The organism is Pseudoalteromonas sp. Ld19 (genome assembly GCF_045064135.1).
Classification (GTDB): Bacteria; Pseudomonadota; Gammaproteobacteria; order Enterobacterales; family Alteromonadaceae; genus Pseudoalteromonas; species Pseudoalteromonas aliena.
On record NZ_JBISHA010000019.1, the window covers coordinates 431,257 to 449,445 of the forward strand.

At 39.9% G+C, this 18,189-nt stretch carries 16 protein-coding genes and 2 pseudogenes; 14 read left to right on the plus strand and 4 right to left on the minus strand.

The features are described from left to right. Positions 1–40: 40 nt before the first annotated feature. The 6 genes from glk (at position 41) to ACJJVZ_RS11805 (ending at position 7,272) form a co-directional block, all read left to right on the plus strand. Complete coding sequence (glk, locus tag ACJJVZ_RS11780) at positions 41–1,033, plus strand: glucokinase (protein ID WP_405600646.1); 993 nt, start codon at positions 41–43, stop codon at positions 1,031–1,033. Positions 1,034–1,071: 38 nt separating this feature from the next. After that, positions 1,072–2,088, plus strand: coding sequence for a LacI family DNA-binding transcriptional regulator (locus ACJJVZ_RS11785; protein WP_405600648.1), 1,017 nt, complete (start codon positions 1,072–1,074; stop codon positions 2,086–2,088). Positions 2,089–2,419: 331 nt separating this feature from the next. Beyond that, positions 2,420–4,270, plus strand: a complete 1,851-nt coding sequence (gene edd / locus ACJJVZ_RS11790; protein ID WP_405600651.1) for a phosphogluconate dehydratase — start codon at positions 2,420–2,422, stop codon at positions 4,268–4,270. A 33-nt stretch (positions 4,271–4,303) separates the two neighbouring features. Next, on the plus strand, positions 4,304–4,924 hold the full coding sequence (eda, locus tag ACJJVZ_RS11795; RefSeq protein ID WP_405600654.1) for a bifunctional 4-hydroxy-2-oxoglutarate aldolase/2-dehydro-3-deoxy-phosphogluconate aldolase: 621 nt from the start codon (positions 4,304–4,306) through the stop codon (positions 4,922–4,924). A 9-nt stretch (positions 4,925–4,933) separates the two neighbouring features. Continuing rightward, entirely contained in the window at positions 4,934–5,938 is a 1,005-nt protein-coding gene (gene gap / locus ACJJVZ_RS11800; RefSeq protein ID WP_405600656.1) for a type I glyceraldehyde-3-phosphate dehydrogenase, read from the plus strand. 209 nt (positions 5,939–6,147) lie between these two features. Continuing rightward, entirely contained in the window at positions 6,148–7,272 is a 1,125-nt protein-coding gene (locus ACJJVZ_RS11805) for a sterol desaturase family protein (protein ID WP_405600658.1), read from the plus strand. Positions 7,273–7,352: 80 nt separating this feature from the next. Here ACJJVZ_RS11805 and ACJJVZ_RS11810 read toward each other — a convergent pair whose 3' ends face one another. Then, positions 7,353–8,066 carry a YebC/PmpR family DNA-binding transcriptional regulator gene (locus ACJJVZ_RS11810; protein WP_405600660.1) on the minus strand — a complete coding sequence of 238 codons (714 nt, stop codon included), beginning with the start codon at positions 8,064–8,066 and terminating at the stop codon, positions 7,353–7,355. 456 nt (positions 8,067–8,522) lie between these two features. On the opposite strand from ACJJVZ_RS11810, the gene ACJJVZ_RS11815 reads away from it, so the two are divergent. Continuing rightward, entirely contained in the window at positions 8,523–9,281 is a 759-nt protein-coding gene (locus ACJJVZ_RS11815) for an IS5 family transposase (RefSeq protein ID WP_405600662.1), read from the plus strand. A gap of 163 nt (positions 9,282–9,444) precedes the next feature. On the opposite strand, the gene ACJJVZ_RS11820 is transcribed toward ACJJVZ_RS11815, so the two are convergent. Beyond that, entirely contained in the window at positions 9,445–11,226 is a 1,782-nt protein-coding gene (locus tag ACJJVZ_RS11820; protein WP_405600664.1) for an ABCB family ABC transporter ATP-binding protein/permease, read from the minus strand. Between the two features lie 103 nt (positions 11,227–11,329). Here ACJJVZ_RS11820 and ACJJVZ_RS11825 point away from each other — a divergent pair, with 103 nt between their 5' ends. From ACJJVZ_RS11825 to ACJJVZ_RS11850, 6 genes are all read left to right on the plus strand, one after another. Next, positions 11,330–11,791 carry a hypothetical protein gene (locus ACJJVZ_RS11825; RefSeq protein WP_405600666.1) on the plus strand — a complete coding sequence of 154 codons (462 nt, stop codon included), beginning with the start codon at positions 11,330–11,332 and terminating at the stop codon, positions 11,789–11,791. 107 nt (positions 11,792–11,898) lie between these two features. Next, positions 11,899–13,737, plus strand: coding sequence for a protein translocase subunit SecD (gene secD, locus ACJJVZ_RS11830; RefSeq protein ID WP_405600668.1), 1,839 nt, complete (start codon positions 11,899–11,901; stop codon positions 13,735–13,737). After that, positions 13,730–14,665 carry a protein translocase subunit SecF gene (secF, locus tag ACJJVZ_RS11835; RefSeq protein WP_138585956.1) on the plus strand — a complete coding sequence of 312 codons (936 nt, stop codon included), beginning with the start codon at positions 13,730–13,732 and terminating at the stop codon, positions 14,663–14,665. The genes secD and secF overlap by 8 nt, the downstream gene beginning before the upstream one ends. 140 nt (positions 14,666–14,805) lie before the next feature. Next, positions 14,806–15,282: a GreA/GreB family elongation factor gene (locus tag ACJJVZ_RS11840; protein WP_193155435.1), complete on the plus strand. Its 477-nt coding sequence runs from the start codon at positions 14,806–14,808 to the stop codon at positions 15,280–15,282. Between the two features lie 191 nt (positions 15,283–15,473). Next, complete coding sequence (locus ACJJVZ_RS11845) at positions 15,474–15,959, plus strand: transposase (protein ID WP_405600671.1); 486 nt, start codon at positions 15,474–15,476, stop codon at positions 15,957–15,959. Between the two features lie 340 nt (positions 15,960–16,299). Beyond that, the gene (locus tag ACJJVZ_RS11850) at positions 16,300–17,085 is read left to right on the plus strand and encodes a hypothetical protein (RefSeq protein WP_405600673.1); all 786 of its coding nucleotides are present in this window, start codon (positions 16,300–16,302) and stop codon (positions 17,083–17,085) included. A gap of 82 nt (positions 17,086–17,167) precedes the next feature. Here ACJJVZ_RS11850 and ACJJVZ_RS11855 read toward each other — a convergent pair. After that, positions 17,168–17,611 (minus strand): annotated as a pseudogene (locus ACJJVZ_RS11855) (group II intron maturase-specific domain-containing protein); the annotation flags it as partial. A gap of 79 nt (positions 17,612–17,690) precedes the next feature. Between ACJJVZ_RS11855 and ACJJVZ_RS11860 the strand changes: the two are divergent. Next, positions 17,691–17,957 (plus strand): annotated as a pseudogene (locus ACJJVZ_RS11860) (transposase); the annotation flags it as partial. Positions 17,958–17,969: 12 nt separating this feature from the next. Here the strand turns inward: ACJJVZ_RS11860 and ACJJVZ_RS11865 are convergent. Continuing rightward, on the minus strand, positions 17,970–18,189 hold a 220-nt coding region (locus tag ACJJVZ_RS11865), incomplete at its 5' end, for an IS30 family transposase (protein WP_405600675.1).

The window sequence follows — 18,189 nt, forward strand, 5'->3', positions numbered from 1 at the left end:
AATAATAAGCATGAATCGCTTAAACAAAAGAGATAACACCATGAGCTTACACTCTTCTACTCAATTTGACCCTATTCTAGTTGCTGATGTTGGCGGCACGAATGCACGCTTTGCTCTTATAACGTCTTTTGATGATTCAAAAAATCAATTTACGATAGAGCACAACAACACATTTCCCAGTGCTGATTTTGGTTCGCTCGAAAAAGCGTTAACGCTTTATTTATCGACAGTTTCTCATATTAAACCTAAACGTGCATGTTTAGCGGTGGCAGGACCTATTAAAGCAGGGCAAGTGCATCTGACTAATTTAGGGTGGCACTTTAGCGTCAACGAATTTAAACAGCATTTTGAGTTTGAACAATTAGACGTTATTAATGATTTTGCAGCGTTTGCCTATGCGTCGCCGTATTTAGATCCTCAGCAAAACGTAACCATTAAAACGGGCCAAGCTGATGAAAATGCAAACATTGGTGTTATGGGACCAGGCACTGGTTTTGGCGCTGCATGTTTGGTAAGAACCTCACATTCTACATCGGTGTTAAGTTCAGAGGGGGGGCACATATCCCTTGCCGCTGTTAACGAATTAGATGTATTGCTTATAAATGAGTTACGTAAAGAGCATCCTCACGTGTCAGTAGAAACCGTTTTTTCAGGTCCAGGCATAACGCATTTATACAAAGCGATGGCTGCGGTTAAGGGAGTTACTGCCAAAAATTTAGATGCTGCACAAATTAGTAGTTTAGCAAATAGTGGTGAGTGCACGGTATGTGATGCAACGTTAAACCAATTTTGTGATTGGATAGGCAGTGTCGCTGGCGATTTAGCATTAGCTTATGGTGCTTTAGGCGGTTTGTTCATTGGTGGTGGTATATTGCCGCGTATGCAATCTCGTTTACTTGAAAGCCGTTTTGTTGAACGATTCTCGCAAAAGGGTATTATGTCGCAATACGCAGGGCAAATTCCTGTCACACTGGTAACGCAAGATAATATTCCACTAATTGGTGCTGCTGCGTGTTTACACAATAGCAAATAGACTTTTAGCCTTGTTGGTTGTATTTGGATAATGGATAGATGAAAAAAGTAACCATAAATAGTGTAGCTAGTCATGCTGGTGTCTCTAAAAAAACCGTATCGCGCGTTTTAAATAACGAACCAAATGTGAGTGCGGCAACTCGTGAAAAGGTGCTTGCGGTATTTAAAGAACTCGATTATACACCCAATCCAATAGCACGAGGCCTTGCTCAAAATCGTAGTTTCATTATTGGTTGCCTTTACGATAATCCAAGTAAAAGTTATATAACGCGTGTACAAACAGGTGCTTTAGCCGCTTGTAGAGAAAATAATTACAACCTTTTGATACACCCTTGTGAATTAAGAGGGGATGCTTTAATTAATAATATTGAACAGTTGTTACAAACATCGCGTTTAGACGGCATCGTGCTCACGCCTCCGTTTGGTGATTTTGCTGAGTTGGTCAATCTTTTAAAAGCCAAAAAAATACCGTATGCCAGAGTGGCATCTGCAGTATTACAAGATGACTCGATTTCTGTACGCAGTAACGACGAACAAGGCGCTTTTGAAATAACAGAGCATTTAATTAGCCTTGGCCATAAATCAATTGCATTTATTAAAGGTCATCCTGATCACAGTGCGACGCAACAACGTTTTAAAGGATACAGGCGTTCGCTTGCAAACCATAAAATTGAATTTGATGAGCGACTAGTAGAAGAGGGTAACTTTAGTTATCACTCTGGTGTGAATAGTGCGCGTAGCATTTTAGATTTATCGCCAAGGCCAACGGCAGTTTTTGCCTCTAACGATTACATGGCAGCTGCGGTACTTAAATTAGCTACTCAAAGAAATTTAACCGTACCGAATGACATTTCTATAGCAGGCTTTGACGATGCACCCATTGCTCGCCATATTTGGCCTGGCTTAACAACAATAGCGCAACCAGTTGAAGAAATGACGAAACTTGCTGTAAGCGAGTTAATTTCACATATTTCACAATCTCAAGATCAACCATGTCAAGTTACTCTTGAATCTCGATTAATAGCACGTGAATCAACCGCTCAAGTAAAAATTTAATATAAAATATTTTCACAGTAGCCCGAATATGAGTGACGCTTATTCGGGCTTTTTTTGGTTAAAACTTGCTAAAGTTCTTCTTGTACACAAAAATCAAAGCGTTCATTATTTAGTCATGTTAAAAAGTTAAGCTATTTTTAATAACTACAGTTGACACCGGTGTCATGTTCATGCGTTAATACCCTGACACCGGTGTCAAGGTCGTTGTGAGAGGCTCCTTGGTAGCGTACCTTTGAACGGGTAAGTCAAAGATGCTCAGTGCAGTTATTTACGTGGAGTCTGTAATTGCTACTGAGCCTTTATCCTCTAACTAATAGAGATGAGTTAAATTATGTTACATCCTCGTATTCAAGAAGTTACCCAGCGCGTTATTGAACGCAGCAAAAATACCCGTCAAGATTATTTAGATCGTATTTCGCACGCAAAAAAACAAACAAGAGTTCGTGCTGGATTAGGTTGCGGTAATATAGCCCATGTTATGGCCGCTTGTAGCAGCGATGATAAAGCGCGCTTGAAAGCTGATGAACAGCCAAACCTTGCCATTATAAATTCATACAACGATATGCTGTCGGCTCATGTGCCGTATAAAGACTACCCAGATTTAATTAAAAACATTGCTACAAAGTACGATGCTACAGCACAAGTTGCCGGTGGTGTACCCGCAATGTGTGATGGTGTTACGCAAGGGCGTGACGGCATGGAACTGTCACTTTTTTCTCGCGATGTAATTGCTATGTCTACGGCAATTTCGCTTTCGCACGATGTGTTTGATGGTGTTTTTTGTTTAGGCGTTTGCGACAAAATTGTCCCTGGTTTGTTAATTGGTGCATTGTCATTTGGTCATTTACCTGTGTTCTTTTTACCAGCAGGGCCAATGCAATCAGGTATTCCTAATAAAGAAAAAGCCCGTATTCGCCAAAAATTTGCACAAGGCTTAGTAAGTCGCGAAGACTTATTAGAGGCCGAAAGCGCCTCTTACCATAGCGCAGGTACGTGTACGTTTTATGGCACAGCAAATTCAAACCAAATGTTAATGGAAATAATGGGTTTGCACCTTCCAGGTAGTTCATTCATTAATCCTTATACAGAGCTTCGTGATGGTCTTACAGGTAATGCTGTAGAAACCATGCTCAAGCAACTTACAGACGACAAAGAAAGCCCGTGTTTAGCTGATGTGATCAGCGAAAAAACAATTATAAACGGCTTAGTGGGTCTTTTATCAACAGGCGGCTCTACAAACCATGCAATTCATATTGTTGCTATTGCTAAAGCTGCGGGCATTCAGGTTACGTGGAAAGACATGTCTGATTTATCAGAAGTTGTTCCACTGCTTACGCGTATTTACCCGAATGGCTCAGCAGATGTAAATCATTTTCAAGCAGCCGGTGGTATGGGTTTCTTAATGCGAGAGCTAGCAAGCGCTGGTTACTTACACACAGACGTTAAAACAATGTTGGGTGATGGCCTTGCGCCTTACATGACAGAGCCTCGTTTAGATAAAGACGAAAGTTTGATTATGAGCAACTCAACCGGCCCAACTAAAATTAAATGGGTAGATTGCCCAGCAAACTCACATGACGAAGAAGTACTTCGCCCAGTGAGCAACCCATTTAGTAAGCAAGGTGGTTTGCAACTGCTTACTGGTAACTTAGGTAAAGCCGTTATTAAAGTGTCAGCGGTTGCTATCGAGCATCAAGTGGTTACTGCGCCTGCAAAAGTATTTAGCTCACAAAGTGCTCTGCAAGATGCATATACGCGTGGTGAATTAAATCAAGACTTTATTGCTGTGCTAAAAGAGCAAGGCCCTAAAGCGAAAGGCATGCCAGAGCTACATAAACTCACTCCCGTAATGGCAACGCTTCAAGATGAAGGTTTTAAAGTCGCCATTGTTACGGATGGCCGTATGTCAGGTGCGTCAGGTAAAGTACCTGCAGCAATTCACTTAGCGCCAGAGGCAGTAGAGGGCGGCATTATCGCTAAAATTCGTGAAGGCGATTTAGTGACGCTTGATGCGCCAAACGGAATATTAAAAGTACATGTTAGCGATGAAGAGCTCGCTAAACGTGAAGCAGAACTTAGCCTGCCAAGTGCAACATTTGGTACAGGTCGCGAATTATTTACTGGATTTAGAAATATCGTAAGCAGCGCCGATTTAGGCGCGAGTGCTTTTGGACTTGAATAAATATTAGCCATACTGGGTAATGAGGAACAAGTAATGAGTATTGAAAAAATCTTAGCATCGGCACCCGTTGTGCCAGTGGTTGTAATCGAAAAATTAGAAGATGCAGCACCACTTGCAAGAGCGTTATTTAACGGTGGCCTAAAAGCCTTGGAAATCACGCTGCGTACGCCCATTGCAGCAGAAGCTGTAAAGCTAATGAAAGCAGCAGTGCCAGAAGCTTATGTGGGTACAGGTACTGTGGTTGATAAAGCGAGCTTTGATGCATCAGTTGCCGCTGGTGCAGATTTTATGGTGAGCCCAGGTGTGAGTGATGAGCTGATTACTTTGGCTAAAACATCAGATATACCATTTTTACCAGGTGCTGCGACGGCAAGTGAAGTTATGCAGTTAGCAAGTCATGGTTTTAAATATTTAAAGTTCTTCCCTGCAGAGGCCGCAGGCGGAACGGCCATGCTTAAGTCAATCGGAGGTCCATTACCTCATATTACTTTTTGCCCTACGGGTGGTATAAGCTTAGCAACTGCACCTAACTATTTAGCGCTTAACAACGTTATATGTGTAGGTGGTACATGGATGCTAAATAAACAACTTATAGAAAATAAAGACTGGCAAGCCATTGAAGCGCTTGCTCGCCAAGCAAGTGAACTTAAATAGGAGTCTAAAATGATTAATGTAGCAATTAACGGTTATGGTCGTATCGGTCGCAATGTATTACGTGCACTTTACGAGTCAGCTCAAAACAACGAAATTAAAATTGTCGCAATTAATGATTTAGCACCTGCTAATGTTAATGCACATTTAACGCAATATGATTCTGTACATGGTCAATTTTCTAAAAAAGTAACACTTGAAAACAACACCATGTTAATTGGTGATGACGTAATTACGTTAACGCAAGAGCGCGACCCTGCAAACTTACCATGGAAAGCGCTAAACGTAGATATCGTTTTAGAATGTACTGGCTTTTTTACTGCGCGTAATGATGCTGCAAAACATATTGAAGCAGGCGCTAAAAAAGTAATTGTTTCAGCTCCTGGTAAAGATATGGATGCAACTGTTGTTCATGGAGTTAACAGCGATGTACTAAATGCTGATAGCAACATTATTTCTAATGCGTCTTGTACTACTAACTGTTTAGCACCTCTAGCAAAAGCAATTAACGATACCGTAGGTATCGAACAAGGCAGCATGACGACAATCCATGCTTACACGAACGATCAAAACTTATCTGATGTGTACCATCCAGATCTATACCGTGCGCGTAGTGCAACTCAATCTATGATCCCAACGAAAACGGGTGCAGCTGCTGCGGTAGGTTTGGTACTACCAGAGCTTGCAGGTAAATTAGACGGTATGTCGGTACGTGTACCTACAATCAATGTTTCTTTAGTTGATTTTACGTTTATCAGTAAACGCGATACAACGGCAGAAGAAATCAATGCAATTATGAAAGAAGCATCGACAGGTTTGATGAAAGATATTTTACAATACAATGAGCTTCCGCTTGTATCTATCGACTTTAATCATAATCCAGCGTCGTCCATCTTTGATTCAACGCAAACTAAAGTAAACGGTAAACTAGTTAAAGTCATGGCTTGGTACGACAATGAATGGGGTTTCTCAAACCGCATGTTAGATCAAGTTAAAGCATTAGGTCAGTACTTATAATTGACCGTGTAAAAGTTTTTGCTTTATCCAACCAAGCCACGTATTGCGTGGCTTTTTTGTGCTTGAATTATATGAATACTTGTCAGCAGAGACGTAGGGGGTGATCTAATTGTATTTTTTATACCCCAAATTTTGTTAATATAGCGACGTGTAAACCAATGGAAATTTCGTTGTACTTAATCAACTCAACGACGCAAGGAATAACAACAATGATCAAAGCTTTATCACGAAAGATATTTCGCACTAATCATCTGCAAATAGGTGAAGGTAATATAAGCGGTTACGTAGCCTGCTTTTTAGCAGTACTGAGTTGCTTAGGCGTATTAGCGTTTCACTTTCCTGAATATTTAACCACGCCAGAGCTACGTAAAAGCTATAGCGTCGATTTTTTACGTCAGCTTATGTTTGCAGCATTATTGCTTTCGGGCAGTTTAGGGTTACTTAACTTTGTACGTAATACCAATAAGCGCTTAGGGGCTACGGCATGGTTTTTTATTTTACTCGCCATTATGTTTGGCGGACCAAACGTTGAAGTAAACGAATTTGCTTCTGATACACCTTATATAGGGCTCGATTGGTTTATTTTAGATTTACTCGGCTCAACACTCATATTTATTGTGATTGAAAAGTTATTTCCTCATCGTAAAGATCAAAAAATATTACGTAGTGAATGGCGAGGAGACTTAAATCACTTTTTTGTAAATCATTTAATTATTGGCTTTGTATTACTCGTTACTAATCACTTTGTGCATTATGGCTTTGGGTGGGCTGTATCGTCGACAATACAAGGTTATATAGAGCAAACACCCTTTGTGGTACAGCTGTTTTTAATTATACTCGTGGCCGATTTAATGCAATATTGGGTGCACCGTGCTTATCATGAAATCCCTTTATTATGGCGCTTTCATGGCGTACATCACAGCGCTAAAGAAATGGATTGGTTAGCGGGCTCTCGCCAACATATTCTTGAAATACTGGTTACGCGCAGCTTAGTGCTCACACCCATATTTGTACTGGGGTTTTCACAGCAAATAATTAGTTTGTACGTAATTATTGTGGGTTTACAGGCGGTATTTAACCATGCAAATGTACGTGTCAAATTTGGTTGGCTAAAATATTTGATGGTGACACCGCAGTTTCATCATTGGCATCATGCGTCAGACAAAGCCGCGATTGATCGTAACTACGCTGCGCATTTTTCGTTTTTAGATTATGTGTTTGGCACGGCTGTTAAAGGCCAAAAAGAGTGGCCACAAGCGTATGGTGTAGTCGGGGATTACATGCCAGTAGGTATGCTTAAACAACAGATTTACCCGTTTAAGCGCACTAAATAACTGCAGTTAATTGAAAAATCATAAACTAAAAAGGGAGCAACGTGTTACACGTTGCTCCCTTTTTTATAATTATTTGGCGTTTAGAATTGCGCGTTATGGTAAACGTTTTGTACGTCGTCACAATCTTCTAACATTGCTAAAAAGCGTTCCATAACTTCAACGTCTTCGCCTTCAATAGGTGTTTCAATTTGTGGCACAAAGCTAATTAGGTCTTCGTCAAATTCAGTTACGCCCATTTCTTCAAGCGCTGTACGTGTGTTGTTGTACTCTGTGTGAGGAGCAAAAACAGTGACTTTACCGTCATCTACTTCTACATCAGTTACATCAACATCAGCCATCATAAGTGCTTCAAGTACGGCTTCGTCGTCATCACCGTCAAATACAAAAATAGCAAGATGATCAAATAAATGTGAAACAGAGTTTTGAGCGCCAATTTTAGCATGTGCTTTGGTAAAACAAACACGTACATCAGCAAAGGTACGCTTGTTGTTATCTGTTAAACAGTCAACAATAATCATAGAGTTACCAGGGCCATAACCTTCGTAACGGGTTGCTGCGTAGTCTTCACCGCCGCCACCTTTTGCTTTGTCGATTGCGCGGTCAATAACGTGTGCTGGTACTTGGTCTTTTTTAGCGCGCTCAATTAAACGACGTAATGATAAGTTACCATCTGGATCTACACCGCCGTTTTTAGCACAAATATAAATTTCTTTGCCGTACTTAGAATAAACTTTAGTTTTAGCACCCGCAGTCTTAGCCATTGAATCTTTTTTGTTTTGGTAAGCTCTTCCCATCTGCGTTTCGCCTTAATGTATGTAAATAATAGAATGAAATTATAGTGCGTATTCTAAAGGTAAATGCATTCAAGGGCTAGTAAGTAACCTGAACTCTGGATAATAAATCTATCTTGAGCAGCTATTTTCAGCGCTAACTGCGTTGAATTTACTTGCAATAGGCTCGCTATTGACGCGTAAATTCGCTTTGTTTTCACTGAAAATCTCTGGCTAGAGAAAAATAAATTTAAATATCACTATGATTCAATACGTTAGTAAATCTCTTAACCAGAGTTCAGGTTAAGTATTACATACAAATAAAAAGAGCACTTACTAAGTTAGTGCTCACAGGGAGAATGATATTAAATGGATTTAAAAGTTATACCTAGGGGCTGTTGATCTTTCAAGTATACTTTTTAAACAGCATAGTGAGCAGGTATAATTTACTTCGCCAAAAACAAAGAATAGCGACTCACTATGCCAAGGCTAATGTTAACAGATGAACGTTGGGAAATCCTGTACAAAGCAATGTTAAGTTCGGGGAGAATTTATGATAAGCCAGCGCATCGAATAACGATGGAAGGAATACTTTATCGGATGCGAACAGGTTTGCCATGGCGTGATTTACCAAAAGAATTTGGGTGCTGGAGCAAGGTCTTTCGACGATTTAACCTATGGTCAAGCAAAGGGGTTTTATCTCATGCTTTCAATGCATTAGTGGATTCTGAAGACGTCGAATGGCTCTTTATAGATGGGAGTATTATCAGTGCTCATCAACATGGAACAGGGGCAGCTTCTTCAGCGACCGAAGATATAGGGAAAAGTCGAGGAGGCAACTCAACCAAGATCCATTTAGCGGTAGATAGCGGCGGCTTACCTGTTTACTTTGAGCTTTCACAAGGACAAGTAAACGATATCGTTCATGCAAAAAGTTTGGTAGAAAACTCGCCGAAAGCTGAACATGTTGTCGCAGATAAGGGTTACGATAGCGACACTTTTCGTGAGGAAGTAGAAAAAATGGGAGCAGATTCAACAATTCCAAGAAGAAAACACCAGAAGAAAGGGAATGAGGATGTTGATTGGTGCTTATATAGATACAGGCATTTAGTTGAAAATGCATTTGGTAGAATTAAAAATTATCGAGCGATAGCAACAAGATACGATAAGTTATTGCGTAATTATTCAAGTATGGTTACGCTTAGTTTTTTGATGATGTGGCTGCCAATGCATGCGTGAACAATTTATATACAGCAAAGATCAACAGCTCCTAGGAGCTTCGTATATTAAAAAACGAGTGCGGAAAATTTACCTCAAAGCAGTTACCTAATTTATATGCTGTATATTTTTAAGGTAACGGCTTCGCTTTTGATTTTTTGAGGCTTTTAAAAACGTAATTTTATTAATCTTCTTGTTGCTGTAATAACCACATTTGTGAGTATTGGCCTTTGTGTATTAATAGCTCTGCGTGAGTACCTTGTTCAACTAATTCGCCTTTGCTAAATACCAGTATGTTATCGGCATCGGTAATAGTAGATAACCTATGGGCTATAACGACACTTGTATGATTTTGTGCAACTTCACGCATTGCCGCGAGTATTGCTTGCTCAGAATGAGAGTCGAGTGCCGATGTTGCTTCATCAAAAATTAAAATAGGGGACTTTTTCAAAATAGCGCGTGCAATGGCAATACGCTGTTTTTCGCCGCCGGATACTTTTAAACCACGTTCGCCAACCAGTGTTTTATCGCCTTTATCAAGTGTCGCTATAAAGTCTTTTAAGTGCGCCATTGCAATGGCTTCGTCAATTTCAGCATCGCTTGCTGATGGCCTGCCGTAAGCAATATTTTCACGAATAGTAGTGTTAAACAGCACGGTGTCTTGCGGCACAATAGCAATGGCTTTTCGTAAACTATTAAGTGTTACTGAGTTTATTGCTTGATTATCGATACTAATTTCACCAGCGCTTACATCATAAAAACGATAAAGCAGTCGGGCCAATGAGCTTTTACCTGCACCACTGGCACCAACAATGGCTACTTTGCTGCCAGCTTTAACACTAAAACTAAGGTTATTAAGAATAGGCCGATGCGTATCGTAACTAAAGCTTACATTGTTAAATGTTATCTCACCTTGGCTAATAGTAAGCTCTTTAGCATTAAGTGAGTCGGTTATTTGTGGTTTTTTGTTAAGTAGCCCAAGCATATTTTCAAGATCAGTTAGCGCGCGTCTTATTTCGCGGTACACAAAACCTAAAAAGTTAAGCGGTAAAAATAGCTGAATCATGTATGCGTTAATCATCACAAGTTCACCAATAGAGAGCGTACCTGCGACTACTTCGGTTGAGCCCAACCACATTAACGCGGTAATAGCACAGGCAATAATGAGTGCTTGGCCTGAGTTGAGAGCGAGCAACGACATTCTATTTTTTAAACGGGCTTTTTCCCAGTTTGCTAAAAAGGTGTCGTACGTTTTTGCTTCAAACTGCTCATTATTAAAATACTTTACCGTTTCATAATTAAGTAGGCTGTCTATGGCGCGGGTATTACTTTGATTGTCGGCAGCGTTTGCTTCTCTAATAAAGCGGTTTCTCCACTGGGTAACCACCACAGTAAAGCTAATATAAATAGCGACTGCCAGTAATGTAATAAGCGCAAACCAAACAGAAAACAACGTGCCAAAAATAATCGCAACGGTCAGTATTTCAAACAAAGTAGGTACAATGTTAAACATTAAAAAACGCATTAAAAAGCTTAAACCGCTAGTACCGCGCTCTATATCACGGCTAATACCGCCGGTTTGCCTGTCTAAATGAAAGGCTAGCTCAAGTGAATGCAAATGCTTAAATACCTTTAAACCAATATCGCTCATGGCGTGCTCGGTTACGCGCGAAAATACAGCATCTCTTATTTCACCTAAAAATACGCTAGCAAAACGTAGCGCACCGTACATCAACAATAATAAAGCAGGAATAACTAACAGTGGGTTAATTGACTTATCAACCGAGTCTATTATTTCTTTAAGCGCCCAAGGCATTAACAGCGTGGCACCTTTTGCGCCTATAAGCGCCATAAGTGCAATAAAAACACGGCCTTTAAATTTTGTAAGGTAGGGCCACAGTGTTTTTACACTATGGCGTAAATTCATGGCGTCTGGTCGTTTTTCACTGCTTTGTCTGGGGCGCATTAAAAGTCTCAGTAAAATTATATAGTAAATAGCTAAGGGCTATTGTATTTCAAATACTAGCCCTTATATACTACGCATCCCTTATTTTAGTTTTAAAACGTGAATGTTTAAATTTAGAGTGTTTTTAACTGCCTTTTTGCTACTTGCTGCACTTTTTAGTGTGCAGAGCAATGCAATGGGCGTCTCACAAAATTTAAATATAAATGTTAGTACGCAGGCTTCGCTTACTCATATTGGCGATTTAACTAAAATACAGCCTGCTACTGAGTCTGTAGATACTCCACAACATAAAAAAACACATCAAACCGATTTTGACGCGCACCAACCAAGGTTGACGGCACATAATTCGTCGTTGTTTTTGCACGCTGTTCAAAGTGAGCCAGAATACGATGTGGTTTTTGAATTTTTTGCTCAAAACCTTGTTAGGCATATATTTTTACGACCAAGAGCGGTTAATCCTATACAGCCTTGGTATACGCTTGTCACGAATAGTAAAAAGTCGCGCTTGAGTGGCTGGAAAGATGTAAACTTACTCTACAGAGCTGTAACTACCTACCACGCTTGATTTTCCTTATTTAATTTTATTAGGTTTTAACTTTAAAGTTTTAGCCTGCAGATTAATTGTGCTTTTAAAAAGTACGTTGCTAGCTTTGCTGGCAATAAGGATTAAACATGTTAAGTTTTAAAAAAGATAAAAAGCCGTCTACGGCTAAGTTTAAATTAAGCTATATCGCCATGCTAATAGTACTGGTTTTATTAGCTATCAGCGCATTACCAAACCTATATCCAAATAAATCGTGGTTGCACATCATTGCTACCCCGCACAGCGAAACACAATTTTTACCGAGCACTAAAACCCTAGTTACCCTTTTAAATAATCAAGGGCTAGAGATTGAGCAGGGCTTAGATAAGCACTCAACTATTAATCTACTTTTAAACGAGCCAACCAAAAGCGCTCAGGCGCAAGCGGCTATAAAAGCACACTACCCAAACACGCAAGTTAAAATTGTTGAGCATGCAACCAGCCCTACATGGTTACAAGACTTTGGTTTATCACCAATAAAGCTTGGCCTTGATTTAAATGGCGGTGTGCTATTTGTACTAGACGTAGATTTAGATAAAGCCGTTGATGAGCAATTAGTCAGTGCGTATCTACAAGCTAAATCGATCATTATTAAGCAAAAAGCACACGGCGTAAAAGCGCAGCAAACTCAGCACGGGTTTGAAATAAACGCATTGCCTAATGCAACCGACAAGTTAGCCCCCGTTATAGAAGAGCTACAAAGCCGATTTGCTAATTTAGCCGTGGTAACAAGCAATAACGGCAGCGTTAAAACTGCCAGATTTAGTTATTCAGAGCAAGGGCGCAGTAGCTTTGATAAAGAAGTTATGGGGCAAACACTTACAACCCTTCGCTCACGTATTGAAGAATTAGGTATTACCGAAGCCGTAACACAGCGACAAGGTAAGCACCGTATTCGTATAGAACTACCAGGCGTGCAAGATCCTAGCGAAGCCAAGCGTATTATCGGTGCAACCGCATCGCTTGGCTTTTATCAATTAAAAGAAATTGGCGGACAAACATTTAATATGCAATCGGGTGGGACTATAAAGCTCGATCCTGTACCAATCTTTACGGGGGATCATATTAATAATGCCAATATAGGCCGCGACGATTGGGGTAAACCATTGGTACAACTAAGTTTAGATGGCCAAGGCGGCGATGCGATGTCGGCGTTTTCAAAAGCCAATATTGGTAAGCCAATGGCGACGGTTTACTCTGAATATTCTCAAAATGCTAAAGGCGAAGTAGTTAAAAAAAGCGACGTTATTAACGTTGCCAATATTGCTCAGCATTTAAGTTCGCGTTTTAGTATTACCAATATGAGAAGCCAACAAGCGGCAGCCGATCTAGCATTGTTACTACGTGCAGGCTCACTTACCGCGCCCGTTACAATTGTGCACGAACAAACAATAGGGCCAAGCCTCGGTCAAGAAAACATTAGTAATGGCTTCGCCGCGCTTATGTTAGGGATGGGTATTACCCTTGCATTTATGGCGCTTTGGTATCGCCGTTTGGGTCTTATTGCAAACGTGGCACTTATATTAAATTTAACGTCGCTTGTAGGCTTAATGTCATTATTACCAGGGGTTGTGTTAACGCTGCCAGGTATTGCAGGCCTAGTACTAACCATAGGTATGGCGGTAGACACTAACGTAATAATATTTGAACGCATTAAAGAAGAGCGTCGCCAAGGCCGTGCACCATATCAGGCTATTCAAGAGGGTTATAAACAAGCCGCAAATACAATATTTGATGCCAATATAACCACCATGATCACCGCACTTATTTTATACGGCATAGGCTACGGGCCCGTTAAAGGTTTTGCCATTACACTCGCACTGGGGCTTTTAACGTCTGTATTTACAGGTGTGTACGTATCAAAAATATTAAGCCAAACGTTGTATTTAAAAATGGGTAAAAAAGCAGGAGTAAAAGTACATGCTTAATTATTTTTTGAAAGGCGAGGCGGGCACACGTTTACGCTTTATGGGCATGCTTTTAAGCGCCATGTTAGTGCTGCTATCAGTAGTTACGCTTGCGCAAAAAGGTTTAAATTTTGGCCTAGACTTTACTGGTGGCTATTTAACAGAGTTTACAACTAGCCAAAGCGTTGAACTAAAAGAGCTTCAATCGTTTATTTCTAAAAATCACAATGGTGAGTTTGAGCTAACCGCGCAAGGTAATAGCCATTTTCAATTAAGAGAAGCGCCAAGTGCATCAAAAACAGCTAATAACCTTGATTGGCAAAGCGCCGTTACACAAAATGATGATATAAACGCACAGGTTTTATCGTCGGCCTATATTGGCTCACAAGTGGGCGATGAGTTATTTGATCAAGGCTGTTTAGCCATGTTTGCTGCAATGATTGCGGTAATGATTTACCTTGCAGTGCGTTTTGAGTGGCGCTTAGCACTCGGCTCTGTGGTAGCGCTAGTGCACGATTTAATACTTGTACTTGGGTTATTTTCACTATTACAAATTGAGTTTAACCTAACCGTGCTGGCCAGCTTACTGGCTATTATTGGTTACTCACTTAACGACTCAATAATAGTAGGGGATAGAGTGCGCGAGCTTTTACGTGTTCAATCGAACAATGTACTTAGCCCAGCGACTATTATTAATAATGCGATTAAAAGTACGCTAACACGTACCTTAATAACGTCGGGTACCACACTTGCAACGGTTGCCAGCGTTTGGTTACTTGCAGGCGCACCACTGCAAGGCTTTGCTATTGCATTATTTACCGGCATTGTAGTGGGTACGTTCTCGTCTATTTGTATAGCGGCAACCTTGCCGGAGCTATTGGGCTTAAGCGCTAAAAACTACGAAGTTAAAGTAGATGCCCACACGCAAACATTATTAGATATGCCATAGGTTTTTTTAATAAACGAAAAGAGTATTTTTAAAGGTAACTATCCCAACCAAACTTGCGGGGTTTAAAATAATGGTTTTAAACCCCGCAAAAATGTTAAACTAGTTGCCTTATTTTTACAGCCTGTATTGTATTAATCCCCATGAATAAAGCCCACGTTATCGAACATCTTCGTTTTGCACTAGAAGCGCAGCTTACAACAGCAAAAGTAGCGGCAAAAACCGCGCACGATACCGCCACACATGAAGAAAACATAGCCGAAAACAAATACGATACTCTAGGGCTCGAAGCCGCTTATTTAGCGCAAGGCCAAGCCCAGCGTGTAAACGATTGCTATAAAAACATAGAATTGTTTGAGCCTGTCTTTAACGAAAAGCCAACCGACAAAATAGCTATTGGTTCGCTGGTATGTTTAGAAGATGATAACGCAGCGCAAAAATGGTTTTATTTAGGCCCCGCAGCAGGTGGTTTAACAGTAAATGTTAAACAGCACGCAATTGCTGTTGTAACACCCGGCGCACCAATGGGTAAGCAGTTATTAAATAAACAAATTGATGATGAAATTACGTTAACAATTGCAGACGTAGCCCACGAATATATGGTGGTAGAGATTTTATAAGGTTTGGTTTTTTAAGCGAAGCGCCATTGAATAAAGCACAAGGCAATTATTAAAACTTTCCCTATCAACCATTTAATTATTGGATGATATTTATTCTCTCTATTATTTAATTTAAACTGTTTATATATACAGTCTTAAATGCTAGCAGCCATTAGGGCCATAAACTAACGATACCTCAAAACGAATTGCTCATGAAAAAATCATGGTGCGTACACAGCAAGGTGAATTTGACCGAGCCGAAAACGGTGTTGAAATACCTTGGGCGCTACACACGTAAAGGCATGTTGCATGAAGGACGACTCAAGCAGGTAACAAAAGAAAGTGTTACGTTTAGCTATAAAGACTACCGAGACAGCAAAATAAAGCGAATGACATTAACGGGCATAGAATTTATTAGGCGCTATTTACTGCATGTGCTCCCAAGTGGATTTATGCGAATACGACACTACGGTTTTTTAGCCAGTGCGTGTAGAGCCAAAAAGCGGGATATTATCAGCGCACAAATAGGTAAGTATGAGGCTGTAAATCAAGGAAAGTCAGAGACAACAGTGCCGGTTAGCGTTAATTGGCCGTGTCCATCATGTAAGCAAGGGCGGCTGATACTGAAAAGCCTTTGTATAAAGGATGCAAAAATAGACGGCCTAGCGACGGGAAGCATCATAATGAATAGTGGTTAATAGTAAGTCGAACCGTTAAAATAACTCGTTAACTAAGTTGGTGTAACAGAGGATCAGCTTAGATGTGGTGCTGCCTAAAATAAGCAAAAAAGATAACAGCAGGCAGAAACGCTATAAAAAAGCGTAGAAATGAAATTAATGAACAGTAACTAACCCGTCTAGTAGTAAAAGGGTGTCCAATAAAACTGCAATCAACGACTTCCCTAAAAAAGAGAATTCCTATAGCATTAAGCATACCAATAAAAATGTTGAGTGAGGAGTATGCTTCGTTCAACAAGGTATTTATACGATACAAACAACGTAACGTATAAATACTAAGACGTTATGTTTTTAGGAAAGTATGAATCTGATCGATGGAGCCACATTAATCGCAAGTTTTATGTCACCTATTTTGTTAGGAGCTTTTGTCGTTTTTATAAATAAAAAAGCAAAGAACCTTGCAGATAGAACAGAATTTAAAAAGCTGAAAAAAGAATTAACAGAGAATACTACGATAATAGAAAAAGTAAGATCTGACTTTTTAGAAGCTAATACAAAAATAGTTGAAAATGTCAGATCTGAATTCTTGAAAAATAATACCGAAGTGGTTGAAAGTGTAAAAAGTGAGCTTCAAGTTAAAGGTTGGGTAAATCAACAAGTTTGGCTTAAGAAACAAGAAATATATGAATCCATTTTTAACAAACTACTTAGTGTTAAAAAGTATGCGACTCATCAATCTAATGCTTTCCAGGAAGCATTATATCTTGAACGAGAACATGAATATTACTTGTCCCAAGGTGAAGAGTGGATCGACTCTCCATCACTCAAAAGAGATTTGGAAAGAAAGCGCGAAGAGTACAAGATCCGAGTGAACTCACAAGAGCATATCAATGAATCAAAAACGATAAGGGCGGAGAAAGAGCAGGCTATTTCATCGCTTATGGAATTGGTATCTATTAATTCAGTTTACATTGATGGTGATGTAGAAAGTGTTTTAGATAAACTGAAAAATGTATTGCACAGTCGATATGATTCAAGTGATTTCGATGAAGTTGAAAATCATATGTATGACGTATGTAATGCTGTCGAGAAAGCGATTGTAGAAGTTAAGTTAATGTGTAAAAAAGAGTTGCAAATAAAAACATAATCGGGTAGCCGGAGGTCTCTAACCTCCAGCCCCCACACCACCCATCATGCGCTTTTTATTAACAAGAAGTGCAATGCGCAGTTCATCTCCCGTAATGAATATTGATCCAAATATCTTTCAATGACACTAAACCTTGTGATGCTAAATAGTCATTACCTAGCGCAATGTTAATTCCTTTTGTTTTTGAGCTTCTACAAGGGCCTTTACTGGTGATACCACAGGCTATGGCGAGTCGCTCGCTAACACCCAATTTCATTAAACTGCGTACTTTGGTGCGAGGTTTACGCCATTGCCGCCAGTAGCACATTCTTATCCTACGACGGATCCAATGATCTAAATCCACTGTTAGTTGATAAGCGTTGGCTATTAGGTAGTAGTGTCCCCAGCCGCGTAAATACTGCGTGAGTTTATGAATTTGTAGGGTCATTGAGATCCCCCAGTTGCGGTTAGTGAGTTCTCTTACATTTGCTTTAAATTTCTTTAGCGCCTGTTCGTGGATCTGCACTTGAGCGTAACGGAAGGTAAACCTGTAGTGGTACAGTGATTTTGGCCACCCATTAAGAAAGAAATGTTATGCTAATAAGCATACAAATTTGGGTAAAAAAATGACGAAATTAAAACGCGCAACATATTCAGCGGCAATTAAATTAGAAACGGCTCAGCTTGTAGTAGACCAAGGTTATACGCAAGAAGAAGCAGCCAAAGCGATGGGTGTGGGTAAATCAACCGTCAGTAAATGGGTTACTCAATTAAAGCAAGAGCGTAATGGTCAGACACCATTAGCTTCGCCAATGACGCCCGAACAAATTGAAATCCGCGAACTTAAAAAGAAAATCCAACGCATTGAATTAGAAAAGGATATATTAAAAAAGGCTACGGTGATATCAAGTGGTCAGTGCAACATGGTTTTTAATCATATCATTAGGAGTTAAATAGTTTAATATTCTTCTTGGTCGATTATTTAGTTTATTAGCGATTTTATCTAAATAACGTTGGTCAAAGCCATGTAGGCTTGTCTTTTTGGGGAAGTACTGCCTTAATAGGCGATTTGTATTTTCATTTGTTCCCCTTTGCCACGGACTACTCGGGTCACAAAAGTAAACA